At 64.3% G+C, this 13,223-nt stretch carries 9 protein-coding genes; 5 read left to right on the top strand and 4 right to left on the bottom strand.

The genetic code is table 11. The annotated features are described in order from the left end of the window. Window positions 1-117: 117 nt before the first annotated feature. Entirely contained in the window at window positions 118-1,218 is a 1,101-nt protein-coding gene (locus ACVMB0_RS13585) for an asparaginase (protein ID WP_461346577.1), read from the bottom strand. Window positions 1,219-1,709: 491 nt separating this feature from the next. Between ACVMB0_RS13585 and ACVMB0_RS13580 the strand changes: the two genes are divergently transcribed. Further along, on the top strand, window positions 1,710-2,324 hold the full coding sequence (locus tag ACVMB0_RS13580) for a TetR/AcrR family transcriptional regulator (RefSeq protein ID WP_456750347.1): 615 nt from the start codon (window positions 1,710-1,712) through the stop codon (window positions 2,322-2,324). Between the two features lie 158 nt (window positions 2,325-2,482). Then, window positions 2,483-3,655 carry an OpgC domain-containing protein gene (locus ACVMB0_RS13575; RefSeq protein WP_461346576.1) on the top strand — a complete coding sequence of 391 codons (1,173 nt, stop codon included), beginning with the start codon at window positions 2,483-2,485 and terminating at the stop codon, window positions 3,653-3,655. Between the two features lie 42 nt (window positions 3,656-3,697). Here ACVMB0_RS13575 and ACVMB0_RS13570 read toward each other — a convergent pair whose 3' ends face one another. Then, on the bottom strand, window positions 3,698-4,987 hold the full coding sequence (locus ACVMB0_RS13570) for an MFS transporter (protein WP_461346575.1): 1,290 nt from the start codon (window positions 4,985-4,987) through the stop codon (window positions 3,698-3,700). A 284-nt stretch (window positions 4,988-5,271) separates the two neighbouring features. Between ACVMB0_RS13570 and ACVMB0_RS13565 the strand changes: the two genes are divergently transcribed. The 3 genes from ACVMB0_RS13565 to ACVMB0_RS13555 all read left to right on the top strand — a co-directional run bounded on the left by ACVMB0_RS13565 (window position 5,272) and on the right by ACVMB0_RS13555 (window position 9,727). After that, window positions 5,272-6,786, top strand: coding sequence for a helicase HerA domain-containing protein (locus tag ACVMB0_RS13565; RefSeq protein WP_461346574.1), 1,515 nt, complete (start codon window positions 5,272-5,274; stop codon window positions 6,784-6,786). A gap of 380 nt (window positions 6,787-7,166) precedes the next feature. After that, the gene (locus ACVMB0_RS13560; RefSeq protein WP_456750350.1) at window positions 7,167-7,688 is read left to right on the top strand and encodes a GNAT family N-acetyltransferase; all 522 of its coding nucleotides are present in this window, start codon (window positions 7,167-7,169) and stop codon (window positions 7,686-7,688) included. Window positions 7,689-8,017: 329 nt separating this feature from the next. After that, window positions 8,018-9,727, top strand: coding sequence for a SulP family inorganic anion transporter (locus ACVMB0_RS13555; RefSeq protein WP_461346573.1), 1,710 nt, complete (start codon window positions 8,018-8,020; stop codon window positions 9,725-9,727). 81 nt (window positions 9,728-9,808) lie between these two features. Here the strand turns inward: ACVMB0_RS13555 and aspT (ACVMB0_RS13550) are convergent, their stop codons facing one another. Beyond that, window positions 9,809-11,503 carry an aspartate-alanine antiporter gene (gene aspT / locus ACVMB0_RS13550; RefSeq protein WP_461346572.1) on the bottom strand — a complete coding sequence of 565 codons (1,695 nt, stop codon included), beginning with the start codon at window positions 11,501-11,503 and terminating at the stop codon, window positions 9,809-9,811. Between the two features lie 13 nt (window positions 11,504-11,516). Continuing rightward, the gene (gene aspT, locus ACVMB0_RS13545; protein WP_461346571.1) at window positions 11,517-13,208 is read right to left on the bottom strand and encodes an aspartate-alanine antiporter; all 1,692 of its coding nucleotides are present in this window, start codon (window positions 13,206-13,208) and stop codon (window positions 11,517-11,519) included. Window positions 13,209-13,223 lie beyond the last annotated feature (15 nt).

Raw genomic sequence — 13,223 nt, 5'->3', positions numbered from 1 at the left:
ACGCGATCCGGGTGAGGGCTGCTTCCGCAAGGCGGTTCGTGGAGAGACCCCCACCCCAGCCCTCCCCCGCAAGCGGGAGAGGGAGCCCGACGACCGTGCTCACCTCACGTCGTGCGATCACGGCTGGGCGAAGGCCTGCTGCACCGCCTTGGGATCGGTGATGCCGTTGGCGATCAGGAGTTCGAGCAGGACGCGCGCCTTCTGCGGATTGAGATCGAGCGAGACCGCAAAGCCGAGCTTGTCGTCCTCGACCTCGACGTTGCGGTTGACATAGCCCGAGCCGACGCGGGTCGAACGCACCACGACGACGCCCTGCTTTGCCGCCGCCGCCAGCGCATCGATCGCGCTCTTCGACGAATTGCCGTCGCCGACGCCGGCCAGCACGATGCCCTTGGCGCCGCGCTTGACCGCATCCTCGACCTCGGCGGCGTCCATGTTGGCGTGCGAGTAGATGATGTCGACCCGGGGCAGCGGCGGTGCGTCCGGCAGCTTCAGCTTGGCGCCGTTGGCTGGGACCGCCGCCAGGAAGCGCAGCGAGCCGGTGTCGACGTAACCGACCGGCCCGGCATCGGGCGAGCGGAAGGTCTGGACGCTGGTCGTATTGGTCTTCTGCACCCAGCGCGCCCCGTGGATGGTGTCGTTGAGCACCACGAGCACGCCGCGGCCGCGGGATTCCGGCGCCGATGCAACCCGCATCGCGTCGTAAAGATTGGCCGGCCCGTCGGCGCCGATCGCGGTCGACGGCCGCATCGAGCCGACCAGCACCACCGGCATGTCGGTGTCGAGCACGTTTTGCAGGAAGAACGCGGTCTCCTCCATCGTGTCGGTGCCGTGGGTGATGACGATGCCGTCGACTTCCTTGTTGTCGATGGCGGCGCGGATGCGCCTGACGAGGTCGAACCAGACCTTGTCGTTCATGTCCTGCGATCCGATCGAGGAGATCTGCTCGGCCGAGATCTGGGCGAGTTGGTCGATGCCCGGAATCGCTGCGATCAGGTTTGCCGCGCTGACCTTGCCCGAATCGTAGGCATTGCCGGCACGCGCGTTGGCCTGGCCCGCGATGGTGCCGCCGGTGCCGAGCACGAGCACCTTGGCCAGTGTGCTGCCGCCGGGCGACTGCTGTGCGATAGCCGACGACGCAAGCCCGATCATGAGGGCTGCGGCGAGCCCGAAGATCGTGCGTCCGGAGCGGGTCGATCGAAGCGAGTACTGCTGCATCATTTCTTCCCTCAGTGACAAGCTATCTACCCACAACTCATGGTTTTGTCGCGTAAGAAATGGACAAACTTGCGGCGGAAACGCCGGCGGCAATATTTCCCGCCGATCCCGCTTGGGTCGCGTCATCAGGCGAGTGCCGCGGTTTTTCAGCGCCTGCCCGAAATCTCGACAGCGCCGGAATGACGTCACACATTTTTCGGTTATTGTTCGAATTTATGGGCCCATGTATCTGGCGGGAAACGCGTGTGGACCGCATTCTCGACGGCACATCCGGGATCCTGCGCCAGATCATCGCCCGCAACGCGTTCGGCAATCGGGAACGGCGGAACGCGCCGATCTAGCCGACAATCTTACGCTGTATGCCGCAGCAATAGCGCTGGTGTTCCGATCCCGCTGCCTTACTGTTTTTGCGGGACGAGATTCTTGTTTTGACGCGTTCTCCTTGCGCGAACCGGTATCCACTTCGCGCGCAAACGCTCTTGGAGACGATCGTGGCTTCGGGGACGACGCTCAAGCTCAAGCAACAACGCAGCCGCGACCGGCGCGAGCAGATCCTGTCGGCGGCGACCAGGCTGTTCGGCCAGAGGGGCATCGACGGCACCTCGCTCACCGACATCGCCGCGGCGGCCAAGGTGCCGCTCTCCAGCCTCTACGACTATTTCGAGGACAAGCGCGCGCTGGTCCTCGATGTGCCCGAGGGCAATTTCGAAGCGCTCTATCAGAAGACCGAGCCGCTGCTGCTCAAGGGTGGCGATCCGGTCGAACAGCTTCGCATCATCTTCCTGACCAACTTCCAATACATCAAGGACAATCCGGGCTGGGGCCGCGTGTTCTTCCTGGAGATCTGGCCAAGCGTGCTTGCCGCCGAACCCCGGATCAAGAAAGCGGTCGACAAATACGCGCTGCGCTATGTGCAGCTGATCAGGCAGGCGAGCCGCGCCGGCATCTATCGCCGCAATCTCGATCCCTACACTGCGATGTCGCTGATGATGGGCGGCATGTGCCACCTCACCGCGGTGTGGCTGCTCTATGGCCGCAAATATGATCTGGTGAAGAAGGGCCGGACGCTGTTCACCACGCTGCATAACGGGTTCGTGCAGCACTAGCTGCGAACGATTTGATCCAAATTCAGCGTTGTTTGTCCCGCGGTTGAGACGATCCTTTCCCGGAAAACCGATACACAGCCGTCGAAATCCTGTTCTAGTATGACGTCGCGAACCCGCGGCCGGACGCGCGGGCTGGGGATGGGGATGGGAGCGAACCGATGGACGTCAAGGCTGTCCTGCCGCCGCGTGGCCGCGACTACCGCCTCGATCTGCTGCGCGGCTTCGCCAACTGGGCGATCTATCTCGATCATATCCCGAACAATGCGGTGAACTGGATCACGCAGAAGAATTTCGGCTTCAGCGACGCCGCCGATCTGTTCGTCTTCATCTCCGGCTACACCGCGTCCTTTGTCTATGCGCGGATGATGCTCGAGCGCGGCACCGTGATCGGCGCCACCCGCTTGATCAAGCGGGCCTGGCAGATCTACGTCGCGCACGTTCTGCTGTTCGTGATCTACATCGCCGAGATCGGCTATCTCGCCCAGCGCTATCACGACCCCAATCTGCAGAACGAGTTCAACGTCGCGGGCTTCATGCAGAACCCGGCCGAGACGCTCTATCAGGGCCTGATCCTGGCGTTCAAGCCGGTCAACATGGACGTGCTGCCGCTCTATATCGCGCTGATGCTGGTCTATCCCGTGGTGCTGTGGGCGATGCTGCGCAAGCTCAATCTGACGCTGCTGGCCTCGTTCCTGCTCTATCTCGCCGCACGTCATTTCGGCTGGAATCTGCCGGCCTATCCGTCCGGCACATGGTACTTCAATCCGTTCTGCTGGCAGTTCCTGTTCGTGTTCGGCGGCTGGTTCGCGCTCGGCGGCGCCAGCGAGTCGATCAATTTCATCCGCTCGCGCGCCTTCCTCTGGCTCGGCGGCGCCTATCTCTTGTTCGCGCTGGTGATGACGCTGGCGGGCCGCTTCCCGGAGCTCGGGCAGGCGATGCCGGGCTGGCTCTATGATGCGTTCAATCCGAACGACAAGACCAACCTCGCGCCCTATCGCGTGCTGCACTTCGTGGTGCTCGCCTTCTTCGTCACGCGCTTCCTGCCGCGCGAATGGCCGGGATATGAATGGCCGATCTTCCAGCCGATCATCAAATGCGGCCAGCAGTCGCTCGAGGTGTTCTGCTCGGGCGTGTTCCTCGCCGTGGTCGCACATGTGGTGCTGGTCGAGGTTTCCGGCAGCCTGTGGATGCAGATCGTGGTCAGCGTGGTCGGCATCGCGCTGATGACCGTGCTGGCCTATTACCGCTCATGGTCGAAGAAGGTCGACAAGGCGCCCGCGAAAACGCCGGTGGCCGTGCAGGCGCCGGTGGTCGCGAAGCCGGCGGAATAGCCCTTTCCGCGTACGAGCGCCGCCGGGTGGCCGACGCGCTCGCTATTTCGCGAGCGGCTTGCCGGCGGTCTCCGGCGCGAGGGCGATCAGCGGCAGGCCGATCACATAGATCAGCGACAGCATCGAGATCGCCAGCGGAAAGCTGCCGGTGCGGGCCGCGAGCGCCCCGATCAGCGACGGGCCGGCTGCACCGAGCACCCGGCCCATGCTGAAGGCAAAGCCGGAGCCCGAGCCGCGCAGTGCGGACGGAAACATCTCCGGCAGCCAGATCGTGAACAGGCCGAACACACCATTGGTGAAGAAGCCGAGCACCGGCAGCAGCACCATGAACAGCACCAGACTATCCAGCCATTCGATCGCGACCTCGTAGCAGGCCACGACGGAGACCAGCCCGCCGATGAAGAACAGCACCGCGGTGCGGCGCCGGCTGCCGAGCCAGCCGGTGAGCCATGGGACAAGGAGGCAGCCGATCAAGGTGCCGACATTGGTGATCAAGCCCGCCACCGCGCCCATCTCCTGCGCATGCGCAGGCGTCGCGCCGGCGGCGACCAGCTTGGTCGCAATCACGGTGGGCGCCCAGAAGTTCGACGACCACAGGCCGAAGATGATGCAGGCCATCATCAGCGCGGCCGCCCAGGTGGTGCGCGCCTGGTCGCCGGCAAACAAGGCCGAGACCCGCGGCTGCGGGCGCGACTCGCCGTGTTCCGGCTCGGGAATGTTGCTGCGCAGATACGCAATCAACAGCGCGGGCAGGATGCCGAGCAGGAACATGCCGCGCCAGCCGAGCGTGCTGCCGATCGCGAGCGTCACGGCGGCGGCGAGGAACAGCCCGGTCGGCGTGGCCGTATGCAGCCAGCCGGCGAGCCGTACCCGCGTGGCCTCCGGCACGGATTCCTGGAGCAACGGCGTGCCCGCGGCCCATTCGCCGCCGATGCCGAAACCGGCAACGACCCGAAACAAGGCGAACATCACGATCCCGGTCGCAAGCCCGCACAACGCCGTGAACAGCGAGTAGACCAGCACGGTCCAGCACATGATCCTGACCCGCCCGTAACGATCGGCGGCCCAGCCCCAGACCATCGAGCAGGCCCAGCCCAGCATGAAGATCGAGAACAACAGCCCACCATAGATGCCGATATTGGCCTTGCTCGGCTCGATGCCGCTCGCGGGCAATAGTTCGCTCAGTGCGCTGACCAGGATGTAGCTGTACATCGAGGAATCGAAGCCATCGAGCATCCAGCCGAACCAGGTCGCCCAAAACACTTTTCGCGGCGACGCCGCACCAGGCGCCGCGACCGACGGCGCAACGGCATCAACGATGCTCTCAGTCATCTTTCCTCGCACGTTTCTTTTGTGCTGAGGACTATGACGGGGTTTGCGCGAGGAGACACCACCGGCAAACGGGACGGAGGTATCCGGCGCGAGAATAGCGGCATCGTTTTAGCTTCGACATTCCTGCGCGGCGCGAACGTTGCTCGCAGATTCGGCGGCGCTTCACGGTGAATGATGTCCAGATTGTCCCACGCCGTGTCTGGGGATGATGCTGCGGTCGGCTCGACGGGGCGCGATCGGCTTGTTAAGCCGCGTCTCCGCAAGGACAATTTGAGTCGGGGCAGATGACCGTAGCGATCGAGATGGGACAGACGACGGCCGGCGCTTCGGCGGCCATCGACCTCGAGGAGCTGCTGGCCACGCGCCTGCTGGTGCAGGGCAATTCGGGTTCCGGCAAGTCCCATCTGCTGCGGCGGCTGCTGGAGCAGAGCGCCCCCTGGGTGCAGCAGGCCATCATCGATCCCGAAGGCGACTTCGTCACCCTGGCTGAACGCTTCGGCCACCTCGTGATCGACGCCGAGGACCACACCGAGCGCAGCCTGCAGGTCGCCGGCGAGCGCGTGCGCATCCATCGCGTCTCCACCGTGCTCAATCTCGAGGGGCTGGATGCCGAGAACCAGATGCGGCGCGCGGCGGCGTTCCTCGGCGGAATGTTCGAGGTGCCCCGCGACCACTGGTATCCGATGCTGGTGGTGGTGGACGAGGCGCAGCTGTTCGCGCCGGCGGTCGCAGGCGAAGTCACCGACGAGGCGCGCAAGCTCTCGCTCGGCGCGATGACCAATTTGATGTGCCGCGGCCGCAAGCGCGGCCTTGCCGGCATCATCGCAACCCAGCGGCTGGCGAAGCTCGCCAAGAATGTCGCCGCCGAAGCGTCGAACTTCCTGATGGGCCGCACCTTCCTCGATATCGACATGGCGCGCGCCGCCGACCTGCTCGGCATGGAGCGGCGGCAGGCGGAGGCCTTCCGCGATCTCGAACGCGGACAGTTCATGGCGCTGGGACCTGCGCTCTCGCGCCGGCCGCTCGGCCTGCGCATCGGTCCAACCGACACTCAGCCGCGCAACGCAGCGCCGCGGCTGATGCCACTGCCGGAGGCGGCACTGGAGGACGCACGCGCCATCATCCTGGCCGCGCCGCCGCCCGAGACAACGCGGCCACCACGCCGGGCGCCGGCGCCGGACCTGCTCAGCCAATTGATGGCCGCCAAACCGGCGGCACCGGAGCCGGATCCAGAAAGCGCGGAGCCACCGCCGAGCGCCGAGCAATTGGCCGAGCGGCGTGAGCGGCTGGACCGCATCCTGCGCGCCATTCTCGCCGAACCCGACGCCGGCTTCCGCGCCATCGGCGTGCTCTATCAGGAATTCGTGGTGCGCTGCCGGATCGAGGGGCTCGGTGCCGTGGTGCCGGAGCTGACCGATTTCCGCCGCATGCTGACGCGCGCCCGCGCCGGGCTCGGCGCCGACATGGCGGAAGACGATGCCTGGCAGGACGTCGCGCTGCGTGCCGCCATCCTGCCCGAGGACATGCAGGGTGTCTTCATGATGATCGCGCGCGCCGCGAAGGAAGGCTGGCCCTGCCCGGGCGATGCCGCCATCGCCCGCGCCTACGGCACCCACTCGCTACGTCGCGCCCGGCATCTACTGACCTACATCGAGGAGCAAGGCCTGATCGTCTGCCAGCTCGACGGCGCCGGCCGGCGGATCGTGACCCTCGTCGAACTCGCCTGGGCGACCGCGGCGGCCGATCCGAATGCGGATGATGTGTCGGCGGAGACGGCCACGAGCTGCTCACCACTGTGATTGGAGCTGCGAGCAGCGAAGCGCACGATAGAGATACAGCCCGGCACGAAAAAGCCCGCCGAAAGGCGGGCTTTTCATCTCTGCCGGTTAAAGAGATTTGGTTGCGGGGAGGCGCAACCACCGATACCGACATTCGGTTCAGGTTGCGATCTGAGCGTGGGCATCCTCGCGTCCCGAAGGCGCTCAGTCAGGGCTCGCGATTAAGAGACGTATCATTCTCTCGGAAAATCAGTGGCCATTCCGGAAATTGGGTCGAAAGCCTACATTGACGCAACAATCGCTTCCTTCTTTGTCGGAATGCGGGTCTCTCTCGGCGAGGACGACCACTCCCCTAAGTTCGCAAGGTTGTATCGCCGGCAACGATCTTTGCGAGGACAACGATGCCAGGTGCAGCCGATTATTCTGCGATCGAGCATTTGCGTGACGGCAGCAGGATCGAAGTTCGGGCGCTCCGGCCGGACGACCGGGACGACATGCTCGCGGCGGTCGGCCGCACCAGCGTCCAATCGCGACAGCGCCGCTTTTTCGCCCCGAAGCGCAGCTTCTCCGACAAAGAGATCGCGTTTTTCATGAATATCGATTTCGCCGATCATGTCGCGCTGGTTGCGCAGATCGACGAGGACGGCCGACCGGTCGTCGCAGGCGGCGGCCGCTACATCGTCGCGCAGCCTGGCCAGGCTGAGTTGGCCTTCGTCGTGATAGATGCCTATCAGAGCAAGGGTATCGGCACGGCGCTCATGCGCCATTTGCTGGTGATCGCGCGCCATGCAGGGCTGAAAGAACTAACCGCGGAAGTCCTGCCCGAGAACGTGGCGATGCTCAGCATATTCAGCCGCTTCGGGTTCCGTTCGAGCGCCGGCGGCGACCGGCAAGTCAGACACTTGACGTTGAAGCTTTCCTGAACGGGACAAAGCACGTGTCCCTGGCCCGGGGGCGGCAGGCACTCCTGGCGTCGCGATCAACGAAGCCGATAGCCGCCGCTGCGCGCCCGTTCCGGCACACCAAGCTTCCGTTCAACAGAGCCCACCCGTTCCATACTGACGATGCGCCACCCGGGAGCGCCGGCCACCGTTGCGAGCCGGCTTGAGATAGATCAACGCTCAGCCTGGCAAACGCTGGTGCAAATTGGCCTTCCGGTCAATTCACTGGCCGATTGCCTAACAGCGCGGCTACTCTGGCCGGATTGGGAGTGTTTGCCATGCGCTCGACCGGGCCCGGGAGTGCTCGCTAAATGAGCCGTTGGATACGCTGGATGCCCGGCGCCGGCACCCTCCGCCGATACGAGGCGGCGTGGCTGCCGCACGACATTTTCGCCGGCCTGGTCCTTGCAACAATGCTGGTCCCGGTTGGTATCGCCTATGCGGCAGCATCGGGCCTGCCGGGCATCCACGGTCTCTACGCGACCATCATCCCGCTCCTGGCCTACGCGGTGTTCGGCCCGAGCCGCATCATTGTGCTCGGACCGGACTCGGCCCTCGCAGCTGTCATTCTCGGTGTGGTCGCCCCATTGTCCGGTGGCGATCCCCTTCGCGCGGCAACACTCGGCGCCATGATGGCCCTCGTTTCGGGAACAGTGCTCATGCTGACAGGCTTCGCGAGGCTGGGTTTCGTGACCGAGCTTCTTTCCAAGCCGATCCGCTACGGCTACATGAACGGAATTGCGCTGACAGTATTGATCAGCCAACTACCAAAGCTCCTCGGATTCTCGATTGAGAACGAAGGACCATTGCGGGACCTGTGGAGAATCGGCGGCGCGATCCTCGCCGGCAGGACAAACTGGGTTGCTTTCGCGGTTGGGCTCGCAACGCTGATCGTCATCCTGCTGCTCAAGGACAACAAGCGGCTGCCGGGTATTCTGATTGCCGTTGTCGGGGCAACTCTCGTCGTCGGTGCGCTCGATCTGGGGGCCAGCTACGGTGTGAAGGTCCTGGGCCCCCTTCCTCAGGGTCTGCCGGCGCTTGCCGTTCCCTGGATCAGCTATGGCGATCTGGTTCCGGTACTAATCGGCGGAAGCGCCGTCGCGCTCGTCTCATTTGCCGATACCAGTGTGCTGTCGCGAACCTACGCCGCGCGACTGGGCGACAAGGTCGATCCGAACCAGGAGATGGTGGGGCTCGGGGCCGCCAACCTGGCAACCGGCTTTTTTCAGGGCTTCCCGATCAGCAGCAGCTCTTCGCGCACTCCGGTGGCGGAGGCCGCCGGTGCTCGCACCCAACTGACCAGCATCGTCGGCGCGCTCGCCATCGCATTCCTTCTCGTCGTGGCGCCAAACCTTCTGCAGCATTTGCCCAACGCTGCATTGGCCGCCGTCGTCATCGCCGCGGCGATCGGCCTGTTCGAGATCACCGACCTCAAGCGAATTTATCGCATCCAGAGATGGGAGTTCTGGTTGATCGTGCTGTGCTTCGTCGGCGTGGCTGTGTTCGGCGCGATTCCAGGAATCGGTCTTGCAATCGCCGTGGCCATCGCGGAGTTCCTGTGGGACGGATGGCGACCGCACTCCGCGGTGCTGGGCCGTGCCCACGGCGTCAAGGGCTATCACGACATCACGCGATACCCCGATGCGCGCCAGATCCCGGGGCTGGTCCTATTCCGGTGGGACGCGCCGCTGTTCTTTGCCAACGCCGAGTTCTTCAAGGAACGCGTCCTGCACGCGGTGGCGACGTCGCCCACGCCGGTTCGCTGGCTGGTCGTCGCGGCAGAGCCAGTCACCAGCGTCGACGTCACGGCCTGCGATACCGTTGCTGAACTGGACGAAGCCTTGCACGAGAAAGGGATCGAACTCTGCTTTGCTGAACTCAAGGATCCTGTCAAAGACAAGCTGAAGCGATTTGGACTGTTCGCGCAGCTCGGCGAAGGCTACTTCTTCCCGACGATCGGCTCGGCGGTTTCCGGCTATTTGGAAATCAACAAGGTCGAATGGGAAGATTGGGAGGACTAGGTACCGAATCTCAGGGGTCGTCCGTCGGGAGACGGATGCGGCTGAAGTTTGGTTTGGCCTGCAGAGGGCATGCCTGGCGCTTCAACCAGCGAAGACGACGACCATGACGGATCCCCAGGTCGTCAGCAGAATGTTCGAGACCGGATAGGCGGGCGTATAGCCGAGCACCACCACGGAGCTGCCCGAGCGCTCCTGGATGGCGGCCATCGCGGCCGTTACCGTCTGTGCTCCGGTCAATGCGCCAAGCAACAGGATCGGGCTCATACGCAGCACGAAATGGCCGAAGCAGAAGCCGACGATCTGCGGCAGCAGCGTGACGATCACGCCGCCCAGAAGCAGGCCGATGCCAGACTCCCGTATCGCGGAAAGGAAGATCGGCCCGGCATGAATTCCGGTCAGACCGACGAAGGCAGCCAGTCCGAGTGACGTCATCAGGCTGATGGCGCCGTCGGGGATCCGGCCGAAATACGGTAGATGGGTGCGAAGATAGCCGACCAGCAGTCCGGCGAGCAGCGTGCCGACGCTGGTGCTCAACGAGATCGTCACACCGCTAACGGAGAAGCTCACGAAAACTCCAACGAGACCGCCGAAGAAAATCGCGAGCCCCAATACCACGAAATCGATGCTGGTGCTCGGTGCGACTATGACGCCGATGTTCTTGGCCGCGTTCTGCACGACGGCTTCGGGTCCGACGATGCGAAGCAAGTCGCCGCGCTCAAGGACCACTCCGGCCGCGATGGGGAGAGCTTCACCGCCCCGGCTCACCGAGCGCAAATAGAGACCGCGCGCCCAATCTTGTTCCGACGCCTGCTGAAGACTGCTGCCTGCGAGCTTCGCGTTGATCAGGAAAACGTCGGTCGAGACCACGGGGATATCGAGCAGCTCCTTGTCCTCCACTTCCTCGCCTCGCTGTCCGACCAGCTCGACGATGATCTGGCGCGGCGCCGACAGCGCGATGACGTCGCCGGCCGAGAGGACCGTTCCAGGTCCCGCCTCGAGGACACGCTCGCCGCGACGAATGCGGTGGATGAACACGCGTTGGCCGGGCACCCGGGCTTCGGCGGCGGCAACCGTCAGTCCCGCGAGCGCCGCGTGATCGTCCAGCCGGTAGGCGCGCAGCTCGAATTTGCGCCAGGCGGATGCCAGGCCGGGCTTCGCACGCGTGATGCCCAACGCCTGTTCCAGCTTGAGGGCTTCCGTCTTCAGATCGATCTTCAGCAGCGCTGGAACGACGATCGTGCAGAACGTGATCACGCCGGCATAGCCGAAGATGTAGCAAACCGCATCCGCCACCGCGATATGCGAGACAAGCAACGCGCGCTGTGCTTCGGGAACGGCCAGCCCATTGACCGCGTCGGTCGCCGTCCCCATCGCGGCACTCTGGCTGAGCGCCCCCGACAGGAGCCCGGCCGCAAAGCCGGCGTCAAGCTGCAGTACGCGTGCTACGACGATCGCTGCCGCAAGACCGGTGAGGCTCACGACAATGGCCATCAGCATCGGCTTCAGCCCATCGCGCTTCATCGCCAGCACGAACTGCGGGCCGACCGAATAGCCTACGCCGAACAGGAACAGTAGGAACAGGAACGATTTGGTCATGCCGGAGACGGGGACGTGCGCGAAATCGCCGACCGCGAGCCCCGCGAACAGAGATCCCGTCACCGGGCCAAGGCTGAAAGCGCCGATCCTGAAGCTTCCGATCCAGTAGCCCGCCGCGATCACCAGGAACAGCGCGAGCTCCGGATAGCGGACGAGAAACTGCTGCAGCCACGCCAACATCGTCGAGCCGCGGCTATGTCATCATCATGACCAGCACCATGCCCCAGATCGTCAGCAACGTGTTCCCGACCGCGTAGGTGACGGTATAACCGAGGCCGGGAATCTGGCTTTTCGCGCGGTCGTTGATCATGCCGAGCGAAGCAGTCGTCGTGCGCGCGCCGGAGCAGCATCCCAGCAGGATCGCGTCGTGGAATCTAAATACGTACTTGCCGACGAACATCGCCAGGATCAAAGGCACCGTGGTCACGACGACGCCCCAGAGGAATAGGCTGAAGCCGAGTTTCTGCAGGCCGGCGACAAATCCCGGGCCCGAGGAGATGCCGACAATGGCAATAAAGACATTCAGGCCGACCGAGTTCATGAACCACACGGTGGGCGACGGAATGCGGCCGAAGGTCGGGTGCACCGATCGGAGCCAGCCGAAGAACAGGCCGGAAATCAGCGCGCCGCCGGAGGTGGACAGCGTGAGCGGCACGCTTCCGATCTTGTAGACGAAGGCGCCGACCAGGGCGCCGATCGCAATGGCGGCCCCGATGAAGGCGACGTCGGCAACGTCGGTCGCGCGGTCCGGCCGGCCCAGCATCTTCGTGGTGGCAGCGACATCGGACGTGCGGCCCACCAGGGTGACAATGTCGCCCCGGTTGATCTTAGTGTTCGGCAGGATCGGAATCTCGACCGCGATCGCGCCGCGGGCGATCTTGCGCAGGAAGACGCCGCGGGAGGCCGGCTCCTTCGCCAGCTCCTCGAGCGTCTTGCCATCGACGTCCTTGCTGGTCACGTAGACATCGACGCCCTCGATCGGCACCGCCAATAGCTCGCGATCGTCGACTTCCTCGGCCTGTTCGCCGATCAATTGCACGAGCACGTCGCGGCGGCCGGCAACGGCGACGATGTCGCCGGCATGAATCACGGTGTCCGAGGTTGCCTCAACGATTTTGCCACCTTGCCTCAGCCGGAGGACGAAGATGCGACGGTCGGGAAGCAGCGCCTCGGCCTGCCCGACCGTCTTGCCGGCGACGGGTCCGCGCTCATGAACGCGATAGGCGCGCACATCAAACTGGTGCCAGGCCGTGCCGGGGCCGCCCAGCTGTTTCTTGCCGCCATGCTCCTCCTCATATTTCTTGCAAGCGCTCTCGAGATCGATCCCGAGCAGCACCGGTCCGAGCAGGGCCAGGACGATCGCCGAGCCGACCGTGCCGAAGATATAGGTCACGGCATAGGCGACCGGCATGGCATCGAGCAGCTTCTTGGCTTCATCCGCCGGCAGACCAAGACGGTTGATGGCGTCGGTTGCGAGACCCATCGACGCGGAGATCGTCTGCGAGCCGGCGTAGAGCCCGATCGCTGATCCAACGTCGTAGCCGGCGATCTTGGCGCCGAGATAGGCGGACAGCAGACAGAAGACGCAGACCACGGCCGCGAAAATCGCCTGCGGAACGCCGTCCTGCGCGATGCCCCGCACGAATTGCGGTCCGACGCCATAACCGATGGCGAACAGGAACATCAGAAAGAAGAACGGCTTCAGCGGACCTGAAATCGTGATTCCGATCTGGCCGATAATGACGGCAGCGATCAGCGTCGCGGTGACCGCGCCGAGTCCGAGGCCTTTATAGGTGAAGGATCCGAAATAATAGCCCAGCGCGAGCGACAGGAAGATCGCGATTTCGGGATAGGTGCGGAGAGTCTGGAAAAGCCAATCGATCATGATGTCACCCGTTGA

The sequence above is a fragment of the Bradyrhizobium sp. USDA 4451 genome (genome assembly GCF_054822585.1).
The sequence above is the reverse complement of the archived record's forward strand: the minus strand, read 5'-3'. Positions and strand labels throughout refer to the sequence as shown.

What these genes read in the sequence shown, in the direction of transcription:
- ACVMB0_RS13585 (WP_461346577.1), bottom strand. Translation starts at nt 1,218, where the DNA reads ATGCAGCAGTACTCGCTTCGATCGACCCGCTCCGGACGCACGATCTTC.
- ACVMB0_RS13575 (WP_461346576.1), top strand. Translation starts at nt 2,483, where the DNA reads ATGGACGTCAAGGCTGTCCTGCCGCCGCGTGGCCGCGACTACCGCCTC.
- ACVMB0_RS13570 (WP_461346575.1), bottom strand. Translation starts at nt 4,987, where the DNA reads ATGACTGAGAGCATCGTTGATGCCGTTGCGCCGTCGGTCGCGGCGCCT.
- ACVMB0_RS13565 (WP_461346574.1), top strand. Translation starts at nt 5,272, where the DNA reads ATGACCGTAGCGATCGAGATGGGACAGACGACGGCCGGCGCTTCGGCG.
- ACVMB0_RS13560 (WP_456750350.1), top strand. Translation starts at nt 7,167, where the DNA reads ATGCCAGGTGCAGCCGATTATTCTGCGATCGAGCATTTGCGTGACGGC.
- ACVMB0_RS13555 (WP_461346573.1), top strand. Translation starts at nt 8,018, where the DNA reads ATGAGCCGTTGGATACGCTGGATGCCCGGCGCCGGCACCCTCCGCCGA.
- aspT (WP_461346572.1), bottom strand. Translation starts at nt 11,503, where the DNA reads ATGTTGGCGTGGCTGCAGCAGTTTCTCGTCCGCTATCCGGAGCTCGCG.
- aspT (WP_461346571.1), bottom strand. Translation starts at nt 13,208, where the DNA reads ATGATCGATTGGCTTTTCCAGACTCTCCGCACCTATCCCGAAATCGCG.